This window comes from Streptomyces sp. MST-110588 (genome assembly GCF_022695595.1).
GTDB lineage: Bacteria > Actinomycetota > Actinomycetes > Streptomycetales > Streptomycetaceae > Streptomyces.
Genome location: NZ_CP074380.1, coordinates 2,593,945 through 2,614,570, shown reverse-complemented (window position 1 = coordinate 2,614,570; position 20,626 = coordinate 2,593,945). Strand labels below are relative to the sequence as shown.

13 protein-coding genes and 2 pseudogenes are annotated in these 20,626 nt (G+C 73.3%); 9 read left to right on the top strand and 6 right to left on the bottom strand.

All coding sequences use genetic code 11. The features are described 5' to 3' along the window. Nucleotides 1-128 precede the first annotated feature (128 nt). Nucleotides 129-2,756: a DEAD/DEAH box helicase gene (locus KGS77_RS11345; RefSeq protein ID WP_242580703.1), complete on the bottom strand. Its 2,628-nt coding sequence runs from the start codon at nt 2,754-2,756 to the stop codon at nt 129-131. 529 nt (nt 2,757-3,285) lie between these two features. Between KGS77_RS11345 and KGS77_RS11340 the strand changes: the two genes are divergently transcribed. Continuing rightward, entirely contained in the window at nt 3,286-4,032 is a 747-nt protein-coding gene (locus KGS77_RS11340) for a ferritin-like fold-containing protein (RefSeq protein WP_242580700.1), read from the top strand. A gap of 139 nt (nt 4,033-4,171) precedes the next feature. On the opposite strand, the gene KGS77_RS11335 is transcribed toward KGS77_RS11340, so the two are convergent. The 4 genes from KGS77_RS11335 to KGS77_RS11320 form a co-directional block, all read right to left on the bottom strand. Then, the gene (locus tag KGS77_RS11335) at nt 4,172-4,462 is read right to left on the bottom strand and encodes a hypothetical protein (protein ID WP_242580697.1); all 291 of its coding nucleotides are present in this window, start codon (nt 4,460-4,462) and stop codon (nt 4,172-4,174) included. A 196-nt stretch (nt 4,463-4,658) separates the two neighbouring features. After that, nucleotides 4,659-4,886 carry a DUF3107 domain-containing protein gene (locus KGS77_RS11330; RefSeq protein ID WP_242580695.1) on the bottom strand — a complete coding sequence of 76 codons (228 nt, stop codon included), beginning with the start codon at nt 4,884-4,886 and terminating at the stop codon, nt 4,659-4,661. A 244-nt stretch (nt 4,887-5,130) separates the two neighbouring features. Next, on the bottom strand, nt 5,131-5,769 hold the full coding sequence (locus KGS77_RS11325) for a TetR/AcrR family transcriptional regulator (protein ID WP_242580693.1): 639 nt from the start codon (nt 5,767-5,769) through the stop codon (nt 5,131-5,133). A 283-nt stretch (nt 5,770-6,052) separates the two neighbouring features. Next, nucleotides 6,053-6,283, bottom strand: coding sequence for a hypothetical protein (locus tag KGS77_RS11320; protein WP_242580691.1), 231 nt, complete (start codon nt 6,281-6,283; stop codon nt 6,053-6,055). A 126-nt stretch (nt 6,284-6,409) separates the two neighbouring features. On the opposite strand from KGS77_RS11320, the gene KGS77_RS11315 reads away from it, so the two are divergent. From KGS77_RS11315 to moeZ, 7 genes and pseudogenes are all read left to right on the top strand, one after another. Further along, nucleotides 6,410-7,387, top strand: a complete 978-nt coding sequence (locus KGS77_RS11315) for an alpha/beta hydrolase (RefSeq protein ID WP_242580690.1) — start codon at nt 6,410-6,412, stop codon at nt 7,385-7,387. A 365-nt stretch (nt 7,388-7,752) separates the two neighbouring features. Continuing rightward, on the top strand, nt 7,753-9,147 hold the full coding sequence (locus tag KGS77_RS11310; protein ID WP_242580689.1) for a DUF3152 domain-containing protein: 1,395 nt from the start codon (nt 7,753-7,755) through the stop codon (nt 9,145-9,147). A 222-nt stretch (nt 9,148-9,369) separates the two neighbouring features. Further along, on the top strand, nt 9,370-11,700 hold the full coding sequence (locus tag KGS77_RS11305) for a glycosyltransferase (RefSeq protein WP_242580688.1): 2,331 nt from the start codon (nt 9,370-9,372) through the stop codon (nt 11,698-11,700). Continuing rightward, nucleotides 11,687-13,129 (top strand): hypothetical protein, encoded by a 1,443-nt coding sequence (locus KGS77_RS11300; RefSeq protein WP_242580687.1) that lies wholly within the window; start codon nt 11,687-11,689, stop codon nt 13,127-13,129. The genes KGS77_RS11305 and KGS77_RS11300 overlap by 14 nt, the downstream gene beginning before the upstream one ends. A gap of 307 nt (nt 13,130-13,436) precedes the next feature. Further along, a pseudogene (locus KGS77_RS11295) lies at nt 13,437-14,410 on the top strand (NAD-dependent epimerase/dehydratase family protein). Beyond that, entirely contained in the window at nt 14,398-15,276 is an 879-nt protein-coding gene (locus KGS77_RS11290; RefSeq protein ID WP_242580686.1) for a spherulation-specific family 4 protein, read from the top strand. The pseudogene KGS77_RS11295 and the gene KGS77_RS11290 overlap by 13 nt, the downstream one beginning before the upstream one ends. 106 nt (nt 15,277-15,382) lie before the next feature. After that, complete coding sequence (gene moeZ / locus KGS77_RS11285) at nt 15,383-16,561, top strand: adenylyltransferase/sulfurtransferase MoeZ (RefSeq protein WP_242580685.1); 1,179 nt, start codon at nt 15,383-15,385, stop codon at nt 16,559-16,561. 114 nt (nt 16,562-16,675) lie between these two features. Here the strand turns inward: moeZ and KGS77_RS11280 are convergent, their stop codons facing one another. Next, the gene (locus tag KGS77_RS11280) at nt 16,676-19,291 is read right to left on the bottom strand and encodes a lysylphosphatidylglycerol synthase transmembrane domain-containing protein (protein WP_242587419.1); all 2,616 of its coding nucleotides are present in this window, start codon (nt 19,289-19,291) and stop codon (nt 16,676-16,678) included. A gap of 725 nt (nt 19,292-20,016) precedes the next feature. On the opposite strand from KGS77_RS11280, the pseudogene KGS77_RS11275 reads away from it, so the two are divergent. Next, a pseudogene (locus KGS77_RS11275) lies at nt 20,017-20,391 on the top strand (MGMT family protein); the annotation flags it as partial. Nucleotides 20,392-20,626 lie beyond the last annotated feature (235 nt).

The window sequence follows — 20,626 nt, the reverse complement described above, 5'->3', positions numbered from 1 at the left end:
GCGGGCCTGGCCCCTCGTTTCCCGGCGGCCCGGGGTACGCGCGGGCGGCCTGCGTACGCCGACGGCCCGGCACCGCGGGGAGCGGTGCCGGGCCGTCGTACAGCCGGGTCGAGGCCGTGCCTGACTTCTCAGCCTTCCGGCGTGACCTCGGGGGCGGTGGCGGCCGTGGCGCGGGTACGCCGGCGACGCACGGGCTTGGCCTCGCCGTCACCCTCGCCCACCTGCGGAGCCGTGCCCTCGGCCGCGGTCCCGGCCTCGGTCGCCTTGGCTGCCTTGGCCGACTTGGCGGTCTTCGCCGATGCGGTGGTCTTGGCCGACTTGGTGGTCTTGGCGGCCTTGGCCGGTGCGGCGGTCGACGTGGCGGTGGCCTTACGCGTACGGCGCGGCTTGGCGGGAGCGTCCTGTGCGCCCTCGGCGGTGTCCACGGCCGCGTCCGCCGCGTCAGTACCCTCGGTGGCCTTGGCGGCGGCGGTCTTGCGCGTGCGGCGCGGCTTGGTGGCCGGTGCCTCTTCCGTGGTCGCCTCGGCGGTCCCGGCACCCTCGGTGGCCTTGGCCGCTGCGGTCTTACGGGTGCGGCGCGGCTTGGTGGCCGGTGCCTCGTCCGTGGTCGCCTCGGCGGTCTCGGTGGCCTTGGCCGCTGCGGTCTTGCGTGTCCGGCGGGGCTTGGCGGCCGGTGCTTCGTCGGTGGTGGGCTGGATGCCCTCGGCGACGTCGGTGGCGGCTTCCGCTGCCTCGGCGGCCTTGGCGGCAGCCGTCTTGCGCGTGCGGCGCGGCTTGGCCGGGGCCTCGTCCGCGGTTGCCTCGGTGGTCTCGGCACCCTCGGTGACCTTGGCCGCCGCGGTCTTACGGGTGCGGCGCGGCTTGGTGGCCGGTGCCTCGTCCGTGGTCGCCTCGGCGGTCTCGGCACCCTCGGTGGCCTTGGCCGCTGCGGTCTTGCGTGTCCGGCGGGGCTTGGCGGCCGGTGCTTCGTCGGTGGTGGGCTGGATGCCCTCGGCGACGTCGGTGGCGGCTTCCGCTGCCTCGGCGGCCTTGGCGGCAGCCGTCTTGCGCGTACGGCGCGGCTTGGCCGGTGCCTCGCCGGCCCCGGCGGACGCGTCAACAGCGACAGCGGACGCGTCGACGGGGGAGGTGTCGACGGCGGACGTGCTCGCGGCGACGGCGGCCTCGGCGGTCACCGGCTCCGCGGCCGGCGCTTCGACGGCGGGTACGGAGGAGGACGTCCCGGCCGTGGCCGTGGACGCCGCGTTCCGGGAGCCCGCGCCGGTGCCGTGGGAGCCGCCACGGGTCCGGCGGCGACGGCGCGGCTGGCGCGGTTCGGCGGCAGCGTCCGTACCCGTACCCCCGCCCGTACCGACGGCCGGGCCGCTGCCCCCCGCCGTGTCCACGGACTCGGCGGCCCTGGCACCCGCCTGGGCCCCGGTCACGGAAGTCTGCTGTGCGGCGGCCTGGCCGTCCACCGGCGCCCCGCCCCGCGTACGGCGGCGACGGCGCGGCGTGCGGGTGTGCGCCGGGCGCTCCTCGACGGGCGCGGCGGCCTGCCTGCGCGGTCCGCGGCCCCGGCCGCCGGTCTCGCCCAGGTCCTCGATCTCCTCGGCGGCCAGCCCGGCCCGGGTGCGCTCGGCGCGCGGCAGGACGCCGGTCGTGCCCTGGGGGATGTTGAGGAGCTCGTAGAGGTGACCGGAGGTGGAGTAGGTCTCCTCCGGGTCGCTGAACGGCAGGTCCAGCGCCTTGTTGATGAGCTGCCAGCGCGGGATGTCGTCCCAGTCGACGAGCGTGACGGCGGTGCCCTTGGCGCCCGCGCGGCCCGTACGGCCGATGCGGTGCAGATAGGTCTTCTCGTCTTCCGGCGACTGGTAGTTGATGACGTGCGTCACACCCTCGACGTCGATGCCGCGGGCGGCGACGTCGGTGCAGACCAGTACGTCCACCTTGCCGTTGCGGAAGGCACGCAGCGCCTGCTCGCGGGCGCCCTGGCCCAGGTCGCCGTGGACCGCGCCGGAGGCGAAGCCGCGCCGGGAGAGCTGGTCGGCGATGTCGGCGGCGGTGCGCTTGGTGCGGCAGAAGATCATCGCCAGTCCGCGGCCGTCGGCCTGGAGGATGCGGGCGACCATCTCCGGCTTGTCCAGGGAGTGCGCGCGGAAGACGTGCTGGGTGATGTTGGCGACGGTCGCGCCCTCGTCGTCCGGCGAGGTGGCGCGGATGTGCGTGGGCTGCGACATGTACCGGCGGGCCAGGCCGATGACCGCGCCCGGCATCGTGGCCGAGAACAGCATCGTCTGGCGCTTGGCCGGCAGCATGTTGATGATCCGCTCGACGTCGGGCAGGAAGCCCAGGTCCAGCATCTCGTCGGCCTCGTCCAGGACGAGGGCCTTGACGTGGGAGAGGTTCAGCTTGCGCTGGCCGGCCAGGTCGAGCAGGCGGCCGGGGGTGCCGACGACGACGTCGACGCCCTTCTTCAGCGCCTCGACCTGCGGCTCGTACGCACGGCCGCCGTAGATCGACAGCACCCGGACGTTACGGACCTTGCCGGCGGTCAGCAGGTCGTTGGTGACCTGCTGGCACAGCTCGCGGGTGGGGACGACCACGAGGGCCTGCGGCGCCTCGGTCAGCTCCCCGGCCGCGGCGCGGCCCGCCTCGACGTCCGCGGGGACGGTGACGCGCTCCAGCAGGGGGAGCCCGAAGCCCAGGGTCTTGCCGGTGCCGGTCTTGGCCTGGCCGATGACGTCGGAGCCGGAGAGGGCCACCGGGAGCGTCATCTCCTGGATGGGGAAGGGGGAAACGATGCCGACGGCCTCAAGGGCTTCGGCGGTCTCGGGGAGAATCCCGAGGTCTCGGAACGTAGACAGAATCTTGCCTCTTCTGTGAGACGCGGCATGAGGCGGCGAAGGGGGTCGTACCGCGCCGTCGTACGGGTTCGTACGGGGGCCGGCCTCGGTCGGCCGGATGGCGCGGGACCACTGCCTTCGCTCAGGCATCCATGCCGCGAGCGGTGTCCCTCCTGCCGCGCGTACGTCGCGTACGCGCCGCTGAAGAGGGCGGTCGGGTTGGAGCCGATCGGGCCACCGACCGGGCATCCGCATGCGTGGAACAACCCACCGAGACTCGGCGGGCGCATTACCACTGTACCCCGGATACCGCGCGGCATCCGAAGACATGTGTGAGCAAAGAACGGAACAAGCGTAGTGGAGCGCGGGCACGTACGTGTGGACAATCACCCGGGCGAGTGAGGCTTGAGTGGCTGACCAGGGACTTCCCTCCCTTGCCGAGCGGGCTATTGTGCGCTCCATGGAGACGCCTGACAACGCCGCTCACACCGCCGCCGACGCACGGGAACACACCGGGATCGCCGCCCAGAACTGGTCGCAGGCATCCGCCGACCCGCAGTACAGGGCCGCGGTCATCGACCTGCTCGGCGCCCTCGCCTACGGCGAGCTGTCCGCCTTCGAGCGCCTCGCGGAGGACGCGAAGCTGGCGCCGACCATGGACGACAAGGCAGAACTGGCCAAGATGGCGTCGGCCGAATTCCATCATTTCGAGCGGCTGCGGGACCGGCTCTCCGGCATCGAGGCGGAGCCGAACGAGGCCATGGAGCCCTTCGCGGCGGCACTGGACGAGTTCCACCGCCAGACCGCGCCGTCGGACTGGCTGGAGGGCCTGGTCAAGGCGTACGTCGGCGACTCGATCGCCAGTGACTTCTACCGGGAGGTCGCCGTCCGGCTGGACTCCGACACCCGCGACCTGGTCCTCGGTGTGCTCGACGACACCGGCCACGCGTCCTTCGCGGTGGAGAAGGTACGGGCCGCCATCGAGGCCGAGCCGCGGGTCGGCGGGCGGCTGGCGCTGTGGGCGCGGCGGCTGATGGGCGAGGCGCTCTCCCAGGCCCAGCGGGTGGTCGCCGAACGCGACTCGCTGTCCACGATGCTGGTGGGCGGCGTGGCCGACGGCTTCGACCTGGCCGAGGTGGGACGGATGTTCTCGCGGATCACCGAGGCCCACACCAAGCGGATGGCCGCGCTCGGACTGGCGGCCTGAGAAACCTTCGCGCGCCTGCCGTCCGGCCGGCCGGCCGGGCACGTCCTCGCGTCCGGCCGGCCGGACGGACATCTCCATGTGCCCTATGTGCCTGTCGCCCGCCCGCCCCTTGTTGACGGCGGGCGGGCGACAGGCCCGTTCAGACCCGCAGGGTGCGGCCCGGGACGGCTGAGCGGCGGGGCAGCCGGCAGCGGGCGGGACGCACCAGGAGCGAGAGCAGTGCCACGCCCACGCCCAGAGCGGCCAGGACGACCTGGACGAAGTGGTCCGGGCCCAGGATCGAGTGGGCCAGCAGCGCGCCGAAGAGGGACGCGACCGGGCCCGTGGCGAGGGCGAGACGGGGTGAGGGGAACCGGCCGGGCAGCCACCGTGTGGCGGCGACGGCGATGGCGAGTCCGACGATCACGGAGCCGAGCGCTTCCCAGACCATGATGTTCCTTCCCGTGTGCGCCTTTGTGCGCCTTGTCACGCGGCCGGCCGGATCACTCCCGCCGGTCGTAGGCCGTCGTACCCACGGCATGTGCCGCGCAACCCTGCCCGGGAGCACGAGAGCGGCGGCCCGGAGAGAAGGTCTCCGGGCCGCCGCCCCTTGATGTCCTGCCGGTGTCGCACCGGCGTCCCGCTGGTTACAGCGCGCCGAATCCGACCTTGCGGACGGCCTGCTCGCCGATCTCCACATAGGCCAGCCGGTCCGCCGGGACCAGGACCTTGCGGCCGTGTTCGTCCACGAGGCTCAGCAACTGCGACTTGCCGCCCAGCGCATCGGCCACCGCGCGCTCGACCTCCTCGGCAGACTGCCCGCTCTCCAGAACGATCTCGCGGGGCGCGTGCTGCACGCCGATCTTGACCTCCACGGCTTATGTCCCTCCGACGGTCCGGTTCCCCCTGGTGGGCCAAGGGGATAGTGCGCGTGGATCCGCGCCGTACGCAGCACACATTAGCCCGGTACGCGGACGGAAAGGACGCCCGGCGGAACGCCGGCAGCGAACACGGAACCCCTACGTACGGCCCGGCCGGCCCTGGATGCGGTGATGCCGCGACGCCGCAATGCCGCGACGCTGCGAAGATCCGCGGGAAGCGGACTGGGCCGGCAGGGCCTTAGCCCTCGGCGCCGTGCAGCGGGAAGCCCGCGATGCCCTTCCAGGCGAGCGAGGTCAGAAGCTGTACGGCGGTCTCCCGGGGCACGGTGCTCTCGGAGGACAGCCAGTAGCGGGCGACCACCTGTGAGACGCCGCCCAGCCCGACGGCCAGCAGCATCGACTCGTCCTTGGACAGACCCGTGTCCTCGGCGATGACCTCACTGATCGCCTCGGCGCACTCCAGGGACACCTTGTCCACCCGCTCCCGCACCGCGGGCTCGTTGGTCAGGTCGGATTCGAACACGAGCCGGAAGGCGCCGCCCGGGTCCTCCACGTACGCGAAGTAGGCGTCCATCGTGGCGGCGACCCGCTGCTTGTTGTCGGTGGTCGACTCCAGCGCCGCGCGCACGGAGTTCAGCAGGGCCTCGCAGTGCTGGTCCAGCAGGGCCAGGTACAGATCCAGCTTGCCCGGGAAGTGCTGGTAGAGCACGGGCTTGCTGACGCCCGCCCGCTCGGCGATGTCGTCCATGGCGGCTGCGTGGTACCCCTGTGCCACAAAGACTTCCTGGGCGGCGCCCAGGAGCTGGTTGCGCCGGGCTCGGCGGGGCAGTCGGGTACCCCGCGGGCGTGCCGCCTCGGTCTGCTCGATGGCGCTCACGCTGCCTCCCAGTGTTGTTTCGAACGCGGCGCCACAGTGTGGTGCGCCGCGCCCGCCATCGTACTTTTGGGTAACCCGGCTGCGCGTGGTCCGAGCCGAGAAAATCTGCCGATGAACGCCGATGAACACTGTGGGAAACCGACATACGGGTCAGTTCACGCCAGAGCTGCGGTATTCGCGCGACTACCAGTCGTTACCGCCGGTTACCGGCAGTGCGGGTGAGGGGGGTCCGGCCGGGCAGTCGTGGTCGGCGGTCCGGTCGCCGGTTCCGTCGTTGCTCCCGTCACCGGTAGTCGTCCTCGTTCAGTTCCACGACGCGGGCCTGTTCCGCCCGGTCGGCCTCGTCGGCGTCGGCGGCGGAAAGGGCGCCGAGCAGTGGTTCGTCGTGGCGCGGCGCGAGGTCCGTGTGCTGCTCGGCCGCGTCGGCTTCGGGCGCCTCGACGTCGATCTCCGTGAGATCGGCCTCGTTCTCGAAGGTCTCGAAGGTCTCGGGGTCAGACGGGTCTACTGGCATGTTGGCTCCCCTTTCCAGGGCGAGCGCCCTTTACACGAGCCTATGAGAACGCGTGCGGCTGCGCGATGCGGTCGTGTGACGGCGAACACACCGGTTGCGGCGTGATCGTCTCGTAACATCGACTCCATGTCTTCGACCGAGTCGCCGGACACCCGGGCCGTTCTCCCGGTGCCGCCAGCGGGCCGCGGCTCGCGCGTGGGCGCGGGGGAAACGGTGCGCTCCGTGACCCTGCCGGGCCTGACCATGAGCGTGCGGTCCCGCACCGGTACGCGCCCGGGCCTCCCCCCGGCGCTGTACGTCCACGGGCTCGGCGGCTCCTCGCAGAACTGGTCCGCGCTGATGCCGCTGCTCGCCGACCGGGTCGAGGGCGAGGCGCTGGACCTGCCCGGATTCGGTGACTCGCCGCCGCCGGACGACGGCAACTACACCGTCTCCGGACAGGCGCGGGCGGTCATCCGCTACCTGGATGCCCAGGGACGCGGCCCCGTACACCTCATAGGGAACTCCATGGGCGGCGCCGTCACGACACGTGTGGCGGCGGTCCGGCCGGACCTCGTACGGACCCTGACGCTGATCTCGCCCGCCCTCCCGGAGCTGCGCGTCCAGCTCTCGGCGGTGCCCACCGGCCTGCTCGCGGTGCCCGGTGTCTGCCGCCTCTTCAGCCACCTGACGCGCGACTGGACGCCGGAGCGGCGCACCCGCGAGGTACTGGCCCTGTGCTACGGCGACCCGGCACGGGTGACCCCCGACGGCTTCACCGCGGCGGCCGAGGAGTACGCGCGCCGGCTGGAACTCCCGTACTTCTGGGAGGTGATGCAGCGCTCGGCGCGCGGCATCGTCGACGCCTACACCCTCGGGGGCCAGCACGGTCTGTGGCGTCAGGCCGAGCGGGTACTGGCGCCGACGCTTCTGGTCTACGGTGGGCGGGACCGCCTGATCTCCTTCCGCATGGCGCGACGGGCGGCTGCGGCCTTCCGTGGCTCGCGGCTGCTGACGCTGCCGGACGCGGGACACGTGGCGATGATGGAGTACCCGGAAGCGGTGGCGCGGGCCTTCCGCGAGCTGCTCGACGACGACGCGACCGCTGACGCGGGCAGGAGCTGACACACGCAGTGGGACGTCACAGCCGCCGAGGCCGGGCCGGAACAGCCGGCGACACCTCCGAGATAGCCGCGCCGTCCGCGGCGCCGGCAGCTTCCCCGGACACGCCCGCGGCGCCGGGGACGGGGCGCCGGCGGCGGCGTGCCCCCGAGGGCGCGGAGATGGAGACGGGGCCGGGGGCTCTTGGGCCGCAGGGTCCGCACGGCTCGCGCAACCCGCACGCCTCGCACAGTCCGCACGGTGGCCACGGCGGCCATGGCGGTGGTCTTGGTGTCAGCCTCGGTGGCGCGGATGCGTACGGGGCGCGTGAGCAGGGGGCGTTCGAGGCCCGCGAGCCGCATGCGCCGCACAGGGCACAGCCGCCACACATGGCACAGACAGCACACGGGGCGCAGGCATCGCATGCGACACACGCGCCCTATGGGGCACGTCAGCAGCCGTATCCGTACGACGCCCCCACAGGGTCGGCGGGCGGCGGCCGAGGTGTCCCGGCGCCGCGGCCCGCACAGGAAACGCCCTGGATCCCGCACCCCCGTGACGGCCACTCCCCGCAGCCGTACGGAGCCGGAGCACCCGAGGGCGGGCGACGCGGGCGGCCGGCACCGGGGCGTCCCGGTGACGGGTTCGACGGATTCGACGGGACCGGCGGGTTCGACAGGTCCGGTGGGTTCGACAGGTCCGGCGGGTTCGACACCTCCGACGGCCGTCGGCGCGGCCGGTTCCCCGGACAGGCCGCCGAGCCGCCGGTCTTCGGCGGCGCGCGTCCGCACGGCGGACCGGCCGTGGACGAGGACGACGTGTTCGCCGCCGGAGGCCGTACGCGCGGTGCCTCCGGGGACGTCCGCGGCGGCATCGAGGACGAGTGGGGCGACACCGGCACCGGCGACGGCATCGACGGCACCGGCGGGGCGGACACCACCGGTGACGCCGACGCGGCCGACGATCCGTACGGGATCAAGAAGGGCGGCAAGGGGCGGACCTTCACCGGTGTCGCCGCCGCGGCCGTGACGACCGTACTCGCCGTGATCGTGGCCGGTCAGGTCGCCGATCAGAAGAACGCGGGCAAGGACGTCCAGGCCAAGAGCGAGGGCGACCGGCCGGCCGACGTCGACGCCGCCTCGCGCTCGCACCCCCGCCCCACCCCGGAAGCGGTCCCCGCCTCGTACGACGCGAAGATGGCGCGGTCCTACCCGATGGACGAGAAGCTGACCGCCTCGGGGAAGTTCACCCCCACGGGTGGTGACGCCAAGGCTCCCGGGCGCGGAAAGGTGATGCGCTACCGGGTGGACATCGAAGAGGGACTGGACCTGGACGGCCAGTTGTTCGCCGACGCGGTGCACAAGACGCTGAACGACGACAGGAGCTGGGCACACGGCGGGCAGCGGACCTTCCAGCGGGTGGGCTCCGGCCACGCCGACTTCGTGATCACGCTGGCGAGCCCGGGGACGACCGCGAAGTGGTGCGCCAAATCGGGCCTGGACATCACCCAGGACAACGTCTCGTGCGACTCGGCGGCCACCGACCGCGTCATGATCAACGCGTACCGGTGGGCGCAGGGCGCGAAGACGTACGGCCCCGACAAGATGCACGCCTACCGGCAGATGCTCATCAACCACGAGGTCGGCCACCGACTGGGCCACAACCACCAGGGCTGTTCACGAAAAGGTGAACTGGCTCCCGTGATGATGCAGCAGACGAAGTTCCTCACGACGGACGGCGCGACCTGCCGCCCCAACGCCTGGCCGTACCCCACGGGGCGCTGACACGCACTGCCCCGGCGGTCCTGCCGGCCGCGGGGCGCATTCCCGCGACCGCATAGCGCCCTGAAACGCCCTCGGGGCGGAAAGTTACGTGGGTTCACCCCTTCCGGTGGTGCGACGGACAACCGTCCGCCGCACCACCGCGCCCGTTGCATAACTTCTTCCTGCGGATGACGGCGTGGCCGTCGGTCCGGGACGCCGACAGGGGAGAACGGGGGTGCGCTCGTGCGCATCGGCTTGCTTACCGAGGGTGGCTATCCGTACGCGTCCGGTGAGTCGCACGGGTGGTGCGACCGGCTCGTACGCGGGCTCACGAGCCATGAATTCGAGGTGTACGCCCTCAGTTGGGAGGCCCGGCAGGAGGCGTGGGTCCGGGGTGACCGGGGTGACCAGGGAAACCGGAATGGCCGGGGCGGCCGTAGGCAGGGTGCGGAGGGCGCCGCCGGTGAAACGCCGGGCCGCGTACGGCTGGTGCGGACCGCGCCCCTGTGGGGCGAACTGCCTGACGAACTCCGCTGCCGCCCCGAAGGACGCAGGGGGCGCGGAGCCGGGCGGCACGCCCGGAGGCGCTTCGCGGAGCACTTCGGCGACCTGGCGACCGCGTTCCGTACGGCCGGTGCCGGCCCGGGGGTGCGGGGCGCCGTGAACGCAGGCGCCGACCGTCCCGGGGGCGGAATCGGAGCGTACGGAACGGCCGGTAGGAGTGGTGGGGCCGATACGGGACCCGGCGGCGGTGGCGGAACCGCAGCCCGGGGCGCGGACGGAACCGGCGGCCCGGCCACGGGTGCGGCTCCGGATGCGTACCGAGGAGCGTATGAAGCAGAGCGTGGGACCGGAGCCGGGGCCGGAACCGGAGGCAGAACGGGGCACAGAACCGGGACCGGTGAGGCGGACCGTTTCGCCAGCGGTCTCTACGGGCTCGCCGAACTGGCCCGTACCTGCGGTGACCTGCCCGCCCTGCTCCGCTCCGAGCAGGCCGTACGCATCCTGGAGGCGGTCTGCCACGCACCCGGAGCGCTCCGCGCCGCCCACGGTGCGCAGGTCCGGGACCTGCTGTCCGTCACCGAACAGCTCGAACGGGCGCTGCGCCCCCTGTCGCTGGACTGGTACGGCGAGGACCCGGCCGCCGGCCTCGGCGGGGTGGACCTGTGCCATGCCACCTCCGGAGGCGCGGCGGCCCTGCCGGGACTCCTGACCAAACGCTTCTTCGGTACGCCGCTGCTGGTCACCGAATGCGGTGTACGGCTACGCGAGCACTACCTCGCCCGTGCCGCCTCACCCTTGAGCGCGCCCGTACGTGCCCTGCTGGCCGCCTTCCAGGGCGCGCTGGCCGCCGAGACATACGCCGGGGCGTCACTGATCACCCCGGGCAACACCCACGTACGGCGCTGGCAGGAGCGGTGCGGCGCGGACCGCGCACGGCTGCGCACGGTCTATCCGGGCATGGACGCGAGCCCTTTCACGGCGGTGCCCGACGCCGCGGCCGACGACTCCAAGACGCTGGTGTGGCTCGGTACCGTCGAGCCCGCCAAGGACCTGATCTCGCTGCTGCACGCCTTCGCGAAGATCCACGAGGCCGAGCCGCACGCCACGCTGCGGATCGTCGGCGCGGCCGGCCACGGCCCGCAGGCCACGGCCTACCTCGCGCACTGCCGCGCGCTGGCCGCCCAGCTCTTCCCGGACGAGGCCGCCGACGCCCTGACGGTCGGTGAGAACCCGGTGTCCTTCGAGGAGATCGGCAGCCCGGACGCGCCGTGTCCGCAGGACGCGTACGCCGCCGGGGCGGTGGTGGTGCTCTCCAGCACCGTCGAGGGCTTTCCGCGCTCCCTGGTGGAGGCGATGTTCTGCGGCCGGGCGACGGTGTCCACCGACGCCGGCGCGGTGTGCGAGATCATCGGCGGTACGGGACTGGTGGTGCCGCCCCGCAACCCGCGCGCGCTCGCCGACGCCTGTCTGGCCCTGCTGCGCGACCCCGAGCGGCGGGCCCGGCTGGGTGCGGCGGCGCGTGCCCGCGCACTCGAACTGTTCACCGCGGAGCAGAACATCGCGGCATTTAGCAGCATTTACCTGGAACTGATCTCGCATGCGCCGGGCCGACCGGCCGGCCGCCCGGTCCGGGACGCGGACGGCGTACCGCGGCTCTTCGCCCGGCCCGCCGAGTCCCATGTCCCGGGCCGATGGGCGGGCGGGCGCGGCGGCGGCCGGGCGGCGGCTCCCTCCGGACGCGCCCCGAAGTGGGCGGACACCGGACCGGACGGCCCCGTTGCCAACTCCGTTTCGGACTCCGTCCCGGGTCCCGGTCCTGGTCCCGGCCTCGTCCCGGGCCCTGGTCCCGGCCCTGGTTCCGGTCCCGGTCTCGGCCCCGGTCTCGTCCCGGGGGCCGGCCCTGTTTCCTTCCCGGCTGACACCTCCACCCCCCCCACCACCACCACCGCGTCCGCCGCCGCTTCTGCCTGGGAAGCGGCGGCCACGCAGGGGCCGGTGACCGTTCACGGACCCGCGTGCGCGCCCGGTACCGGTGATCAGGGAGAGGGGCAGGGCCATGACCGGACCTGAAACGGGAGCCGGGGCGGACGACCCCCGGACGCGTACGGACTCCGTGGCCCGTACGGACTCCGGGGCACGTCCGTACTCCGTGGCCCGTACGGACTCCGCGACGCCTGCCGACTCCGCCGGGCGGACCGGCCTGCGCGCTCCCCGGCGCGGCCCCGCCGACCCGGTGCGGGCGCTGATGCACCAGCACCGGGTGCTGTGTGAGCGGGCCGTCGACCCGTTGGAGATCGCGGCCGGACTGGAGGCCCACGGCGTCACCGACCGCACGGCTGCCCGCTATCGCCACCGCGACGTCTTCTCGCTGGCCGAGGAGCTGTACGCCCGGGTGCCGCGCGCCGAGCAGCCGGCCGTGGCGGCGACAGAGCGGCAGAAGGGGCAGGAGGGACCGGAAGAGGCACAGGGGCTGGAGGAGTCAGAGAGGCCAGAAGGATCAGAGGGGTTGGAGAGGCCACAGAGGCAGGGCAGCGGCTACGGCCCCGCTCCCTTCGGGCCCGCCGGCCGCCCCGGGCCCGTCCGTGGCTCCGTACGCCTGCGAGGCACGCTGCAACTGCTCCCCGGCGCGGTGTGCGCCGCGACCGCCGCCGCGCTCGCCTCCGTCCGCCCGGAGAGCGCCCTCTCGGCTCCCTGGGCCCGCCCCGCGGTAGCGGTCACCGGTGCCCTGCTCGTCGCCCTCGCGCTGCGGCTGAGCCTCGGGCTCGGTCCGCTGCGCGCGCGGCACCGGCCGGCCGCCACGACCGGCCTGTGGACCTGCTGGCTGCTCGCCTACCTGCTCTCCGGCGACCGGCTGCTCGTCCGGCTCACGGTGTACGGGCCGGATGCCGCCCCGTACGACCCGTGGCGGTTCCCGTACGCCACCGTCATCGCGCTGGCCTGCGCGGTGGCGCCGGCGGCCGGATGCGCGCGGTGGTTCGCGGTGCGCGCCCGGCGCGGGCTGGCGCGCAGCAGGGGGCTGGGGGAGTTCGCGGGCCGGGTCCGGCCGCTTCTGCTGAGCGCGACCGCGCTGTTCCTGGGGGCGCTGCTCGCGCTGCTCATCGCCGCCGACGCGGCCCTCGGCGGCGCCGGGACAGGGGCGGTGGCCGCAGCCGCGGCCCTGGGCACGCTGCTCTTCCTCGCCCGGCTGCTCGCCGTGCACGGCTTCCGTACGGCGGCGGTGGCCGGCCCGGCCGCCGCCTGTGCCGTGGAGGCCGCAGCCCTGGCCGCGCCGCTGGCGGGCCGGCTGCCGGGCCTGGGCGCGGCCGGGACGCCGGTGGCGTCGGCGGTGTCGGCGTGCGGCCCGGCCGTCGTTGCGGCCACGGCCTGCGGGACCGCCGCACTCGGCCTGCTGCTGTACGGGCTGCGCGTCCTGGCCGGCGCCTCGGCCCACGCCCCCGACCGCGGTGCCGGAGCCGGGGCCGCGGGCGCCGGGGGCGGCCCGAAGGCGCGGCGACCATGACCGAACGCCGACCACCCCGTTCGAGCACCCGCCCGTACGCGAGCATCCGCCCCTACGCGAGCACATGCCCGTACCCGAGCACCCGCCCGTACGCGAACGCACGCCCACACCCGGGCGAACGCCACCCCGAAAGAACGGCCGCCGCCTCCAGGCACACCCAGAGGCGGCCCGCCACCCCCATACCGGCCCCGACGCGGACGCCTACCGCGCCGTCGGGACCGCACCACGTCATCCACCCCTCCTGAGGAGCACGACACATGAACGTCCACCCCACCGCACACCACCACCGGCACCGGGGAGTCGCACGATGAGGGTGCTGCTCATCGGTGCCAACGGGTACCTCGGCCGCTACGTCGCCGACCGCCTGCTCGCCGACCCCGCCGTCCAGCTCACCGCTCTCGGGCGCGGCGACGACGCCGACGTACGCTTCGACCTGGCCACCGGCAGTCCCGGCGCGCTGACCCGCTTCCTGGACGCCGTCCACCCCGGCGTGGTCATCAACTGCGCGGGCACCACCCGCGGCGGCGCCCGCGACCTGACCCGGCACAACACCGTCGCGGTCGCCACGATCTGCGAGTCGCTGCGCCGCAGCGGCTGCGGGGCCCGCCTGGTGCACCTGGGCTGCTCGGCCGAGTACGGGCCCTCGCAGCCCGGCTCCTCGACCGCCGAGGACGCGGTGCCGCGCCCCGGAGGGCCGTACGGGGTCAGCAAGCTCGCCGCCACCGAACTGGTGCTTGGCTCCGGGCTGGACGCCGTCGTGCTGCGGGTCTTCTCCCCGGTGGGCCCCGGCACTCCCGCGGGCTCGCCGCTGGGTCGGCTCGCCGAGGCGATGCGCCGCGCGATGCAGTCCGGTGACACGGAGCTGAGGCTTGGCGGGCTCGGCGTGCAGCGCGACTTCGTGGACGTACGGGACGTGGCGCGGGCCGTGCACGCGGCCTCGCTGTCCGCCGCACAAGGGGTGGTCAACATCGGTACGGGCCGTGCCGTACGGCTGCGCGAGGCCGCCGCCGTCCTGGCCAGGGTCGCCGGGTTCGGCGGCGCGCTGCACGAGCCGGACGGGGCGCCCGGCCACCCGCGGCCGGCCACGGTGCCCGTCCGGGCATCCCCGCGCCGTCCGCTGAACACCCGGGGGGCCCGCCGACGTACCCCTATCCGGACGGCTGCGGCACCTGGCAGCAGGCGGACGTGCGCACCGCGCGCGACCGGCTGGGCTGGCGCCCGCGGATCGGCCTGGAGGAGTCCCTCGCCGACATCTGGATGGAGGCCGCATGTCGTATCTGACCACCCCCGCCGGTCCCGCACCCGCCGCGACCGGCACGGGGCCGCTCGGCATCGGCGCCCCGGGCTTCGCCCACCCGCTGCTCGCCCCCACCGAATGGGCCGAACTGCTGCGCCTGGCGAGAGGGTTGACCCAGGATCGGGGAGCGGCAGGAGGTGCCCCCAGGGGAGCGGCCGGGAGAGCCCCCAGGGGGGCCGCCGGGGCGCCGGTGGCCGGCGGGACGGCCGGGGAGAGCCCTCCGGGTGTCCTGCCGCCGCTGCACTGGGCCGTGCTGAACGTGGCGCGCGGCCCCGGCTCCCGGCCCGATCCGTACTGCCTGCCCGCCGCGGCCCAGTTGCGGGACGCCGGCGTCCGACTGCTGGGCCACCTCGACGTACGGCACGGCAGCCGCCCCTTGGGCGAGCTGACCGACGACGCCCGCCGCTTCCTGGAGTGGTACAAGGCCGACGGCTTCTGGCTGGACCGCTGTCCCACGGACCGGACGGGGGTGTCCGGAATGCGGAGGCTGTCCGAGGTGCTGCGGGCGCTGACGGACGGCGGGTACCTCGTCGGTGACCACGGCGTCCCACCGCATCCGGACTACGTCACCACCGCCGACCAACTGGTCACCTTCCGCGGCCCCTGGAGCGCCTACCGCCGGTCGCGGGCCCCGGAATGGACGGCCGGGCACCCCCCTGAGCGCTTCTGCCACCTCGTGCACGGCCTGCCGCGCGCACACCTGGAAGAGGCCCTGGACATCGCCCGCGAGCAGCGCGCCGGAACGGTCTGCTTCACCGACCGGACGGACCGGGAGGGCGACGCCTGGGAGTCGCTGCCCGGCCACTGGGACGCCTTTGTCTCGCACATCGGACCGGGTGTCTCGGAATGAAGAAGGGCGTGGCAGTGTTACGGGAGAACGGCGTCCCCCTTCCCGGCTCCGGCCGGGCGGGTGAGGGCGCCACCGAGATATCGGCCAACCCTTGTTGAGGTCTTCCGTGTCGCTGCCACCCCTGGTCGAGCCGGCCTCCGAGCTCACCGTCGACGAGGTCCGCAGGTACTCCCGCCACCTGATCATCCCGGACGTCGGGATGGACGGGCAGAAGCGGCTGAAGAACGCCAAGGTGCTGTGCGTCGGCGCCGGCGGCCTGGGGTCGCCCGCGCTGATGTACCTGGCCGCGGCCGGTGTCGGCACGCTGGGCATCGTGGAGTTCGACGAGGTCGACGAGTCGAACCTGCAGCGCCAGATCATCCACAGCCAGGCGGACATCGGGCGCTCCAAGGCCGCCTCCGCGCGGGACACCGTCCTGGGCATCAACCCGTACGTCACGGTCAATCTGCACGAAGAGCGGCTGGACTCCACGAACGTCATGGAGATCTTCGCGCAGTACGACCTGATCGTGGACGGTACGGACAACTTCGCCACCCGCTACCTGGTCAACGACGCCTGCGTGCTGCTGGGCAAGCCGTACGTATGGGGTTCGATCTACCGCTTCGACGGCCAGGCGTCGGTGTTCTGGTCCGAGCACGGGCCCTGCTACCGCTGCCTGTACCCCGAGCCCCCGCCGCCGGGCATGGTCCCCTCCTGCGCGGAGGGCGGCGTCCTCGGCGTGCTGTGCGCGTCCATCGGCTCCATCCAGGTCAACGAGGCGATCAAGCTGCTGGCCGGCATCGGCGACCCGCTCGTCGGCCGCCTGATGATCCACGACGCGCTGGAGATGACGTACCGCCAGGTCAAGGTGCGCAAGGACCCGGACTGCGCGGTCTGCGGCGAGAACCCGACCGTCACCGAACTCATCGACTACGAGGCGTTCTGCGGCGTGGTCTCCGAGGAGGCCCAGGAGGCGGCGGCGGGCTCCACGATCACTCCCCAGCAGCTCAAGGAGTGGATCGACGCGGACGAGAAGATCGAGATCATCGACGTCCGTGAGCCCAACGAGTACGAGATCGTCTCGATCCCCGGCGCCAGGCTGATCCCCAAGAACGAGTTCCTGATGGGCAACGCCCTCCAGGACCTGCCGCAGGACCGGAAGATCGTCCTGCACTGCAAGACGGGGGTCCGCTCGGCCGAGGTGCTGGCGGTCCTGAAGTCCGCGGGCTTCGCCGACGCGGTGCACGTCGGCGGCGGCGTCATCGGCTGGGTCAACACGGTCGAGCCGCACAAGCCGGTGTACTGACATACCGGTGTACTGACATAGCAGCCCAGGGCGTCCCGGGTACGCGAAGGGCCCGCTCACCGACACCGGCGAGCGGGCCCTTCGCGTACCCGGGACGGGCTCGGCGCCCGTACGTCAGACGGCGCCCTTGCGCGTCAGATGGGTGAAGGCCAGCCAGCCCGGCAGCACCGGCAGCCAGAAGGTCATCAGCCGGAAGAGCAGCACCGAGGACAGGGCCATGTCGCTGCCCAGCCCGGCCGCCGTCAGGCCCAGCGTCAGCGTGGCCTCCACCGCGCCCACCCCGCCCGGCGTCGGCGCCGCCGACCCCAGCGCGTTGCCCGCCAGGAAGACGACCGCGATGCTCGCGTAGCTGATCTCGTCGCTGCCGCCGAACGCCCGGATCGAGGCGTCCAGGCACATCACGTTCGCCACCGTCAGCATCAGCATGCCGCCGATGCCGGTGACCAGCTTCTGCGGGCGCTGGAGGATGTCCAGCATGCGCGGTACGACGCCGGCGAACAGGGACCGTACGCGGGTGACGACGAACTTGCGCAGTGTGGGGATCGCCGTGACGACCAGGACCAGTACGGCGGCGGTCAGCAGGCCCGCGATGACCGTACGGGACGGCGAGAGCGAGGGCGTGCGCTCGGTGCCCGTCAGATAGCCGAAGGTCAGCAGCAGCAGGACGTGTGCACCCAGACCGAAGAGCTGGGAGGCGCCGACACTGGCCACCGCCAGGCCCGGCCGGATGCCCGACCGCTGCAGGAAGCGGGTGTTGAGCGCGACACCGCCCACCGCCGCGGGCGCGACGAGCTTGACGAAGTTGCCGGCGATCTGCGCCAGCACCGTCCGCAGGAAGGACACCTTCTCCGGCACGAATCCCAGCAGGCTCAGCGCCGCCGCGATGTAGGTGAGCGCGGAGAACAGCAGCGCGGCCGTCACCCAGCCCCACTGCGCCTCGCCGATGACCTTGTCCAGCTTGACGTGGGTGAGCTGGGAGAGCAGGAAGTACGCGGCGAAGGCACCGGCGATCCAACTGATCAGGATGCGCGGGCTGATCCGCTCCAGACGGGCCGGCTCCACCGGGGCCGTCGGACGGATCAGCAGCACCTGCCGACGGATCTGCGAGAGCAGGTCCTCCTCGCGGGCCTCCTCCATCGCCTCCTCCAGCGCCCGCTTCTCGGCGTTGCGCTCGGCGCGCTGTGCCTTGCGGCTGCCCGCCGGGTCGGCGGAGGCGCCGACGGCGGTCTGCGCCTGGGGCCCGCCCGCCTGCGCGGCGGCCCGGGCGGCGGCCTGCGCGGCATCGGCCTTGAGGTCCTTGGCGTGCCGCGAGGCTTCCAGCACCGCCTCGCGTTCCCGCTTGGCGCGCTCGCGGGCCAGTTGGCGCAGGGTCGCGCGGGTGGTGCGGCTGAGCGCGATGGGCTGGAGCAGCGGAAGGCTGTCGGCGACCAGGTCCGGGCCGAGTACCGCGACGGCCGCGGCCACCGCGCGCTCCGCGCCGACCCGCAGACCGAACGTGGTCAGCAACTGTGCGATGTCCATACGGAGAACGAGGTCGCCCGCCGCGATCTCGCCGCCCCGCAGATCCGTCAGGAAGATCTTGCCGGAACGATCCACCAGCAGCGCGTCCCCGACCAGCCGGCGGTGCGCGATACGCCGCGACTGCAGCGCGGCGACCTGCCGCCAGGCGCTGTGCATCAGCCCGTCGGTGATCTCCCGGTCCGTCAGCGCGTCCAGGGCCCGGCCGCCGATGTGCTCGTACACCAGCATCACGGCGTCCGGGCCGAGTTCGGAGGTGGCGATCAGCTTGGGGGCGTTGGCGCCGGCCGCGATGGCCGCGTACGCCAGCAGCGCCTCCTGCTCCAGGGCCTGGCGCAGCGACTGGAGGCTGCGGCGCTGGTTGATGCCGCGCAGCGACAGCCGGCGCCAGACGCGGTAGAAGAAGCCCTGTGCCTGCTGCTCGCGGTCCACGACGGTGACGTCGATCGGCGGGCCGTCCTCCAGCGTGACGATGTAGCGGCGCCCGCGGTCCGCGTGCTCCGGGTGCTCGGGGTGGCTGGAGATGTCCTCCGCGCGCAGCGCGCTGACCGGTTTGAAGCCCACCCGTCGCAGCCCGGCGAGGAGGTGCTGGCCGGTGGGGCGGACATTGGGGGAGCCGACGGTGTAGAGCGTGCCGAAGGCGACGGTCCAGCCGATCAGTACGGTCGTGACGATGGAGAACGGAGTGGTGTAGCGGCCGACGAGGACCGCGAAGGCGTCCAGCAGCAGCACGCACCACATCGCCACCCGCCAGCGCGGGCGCCGGGACATGCCGACAGCCGTCATATAGGCGATGACCGGCGCGAGATAGCTGTGCACCGGAGTGGTGTAGGCGCCGTTGTCCAGCGGCTGGGTGAGCGCGTCGCGGATGGACTCCGGCGCCGCCTCGGCCACCCACAGATCGGTGGCGAGCGAGACGCCGTGGGCGAGCACGGCGGCCAGCACCCCGTCCGCGATGCGCAGCCCGTCCCGTTTGATCAGCCGCTCCACGGCGAAGGCCACCGGCACGATGAGCACGGCGATGCTGGAGGCCAGACCGGCGAAGTTGATCAGCAGCTCCGGGGCCTGACCGGCGCCCTTGCCGATGTCGTTCTCCAGGCCCTGGGTCGTGCCGTGGGCGAAGTTGGCCAGCGCCAGGACCAGGGCGATGCCGACGATGCCGAGCAGCAGGCGCAGGAGGTCGGAGGGGCGGTGGACGCGGGCGGAGAGCAGGGGCTCGTCGCCCGAGACCTGGTCGACGTGGAACTCGCTGCCTACGCAGTCGCCGACCGGTCCGGCCTTTGTGCCGGCCTTCGTTCCGGCCTTCGTTGCAGCCTTGTCTGTTTTGCTGGCCTTGTTGGCTTTGTCGGCATTGTCAGCCTTATCGGCCTTATCGGCCTTGCTGGGCCTCTCGGTTTGATCCAGCTTTTCGGGCTTCTTGCCCGGCTTCTCCGGTTCTTCTGGCTCTTCTGACTCTTCCGGCTTTCCTGCCCTTACGGGCTCCGCGGGCTGCTCAAGTCTCCCGGGCCGCTTCGGCCTCCCGGACTCGTCGGCTCGTTCGGCCTTGTCGATCGTGCTCGCCTTTTCCGTCTCGGAAGCCTTCGACGACTTCCCCCGTTGCTTCCCGTGCTGCTCGTCGTGCTCCCCGTGTTCCCCGTGGTCTTTCCGCGGCCGTTCGGCGTCGGTGGCGAAGGCCGGGGCGGGGGCGTCGCGGGACAGCGCGTCAGGGGTGCCTGCCTCTCGTCGAGGCACCGCACCCTGCTGCTCGGCCGTCTCTTCTTGATCGCGTATCACCAGTCACCGCCCGGAAGATGGTGGCACGGCCGCGCGGCGGAGGGGGGCATCAGGGTGCATTTCGCAGGAACGGGAACCGGAAGGTGCGCCACCGCGTTCATTCCTGCACACAACGTCACCGTGTCCGCCGTGGGCATGGGGCGTTGTCGGTGGGGTGCGGCAAGATGGACCGAATGAGTGGCAGCGGGCAGGGCGCACAGAACGGGCCGGGTGAGGCCGGCGAGCTTCCCGAGTACGCGGACCGGGTGCTCGCCGTCGTCGAGCTGATCCCGCCGGGCCGGGTCATGACGTACGGAGACATCGCCGAGTGGCTGGGGGAGGGCGGCCCGCGCCAGGTGGGGCGGGTGCTGGCCCTGTACGGCGGCGCGGTCCCGTGGTGGCGCGTGGTGCGGGCGGACGGCACGCTGCTGCCGGGCAGTGAGCTGCGGGCGCTGGCGCACTACAGGGAAGAGGGCACGCCCCTCAAAGAGGCACCCCGCTCCGCCGAGGATCACATACCGCGGCTGGCCATGGCGGCGGCGCGGTGGGACGGCGGCGGGGAGCCGGGGCCGGGGGCCGGCGCGGACCCGCAAGGGGAATGCCAGGAATGTGACGAGCGCCTCCCGCGCCCCGGCGGACCGGCCGGCGGCCACCGCGGCGAGGGCCGGCCCGGTGGGGGTGAACCCCGGCGTGACCTGGGCGGTTCCCCATGTGACCCGGGCGGTTCCGGGCGCGGCCGGGCCGGTGCGCGGCGCGGGGGCGCGGGCCGCGGCGGCGGGCCGGTCCGGGGCAGCG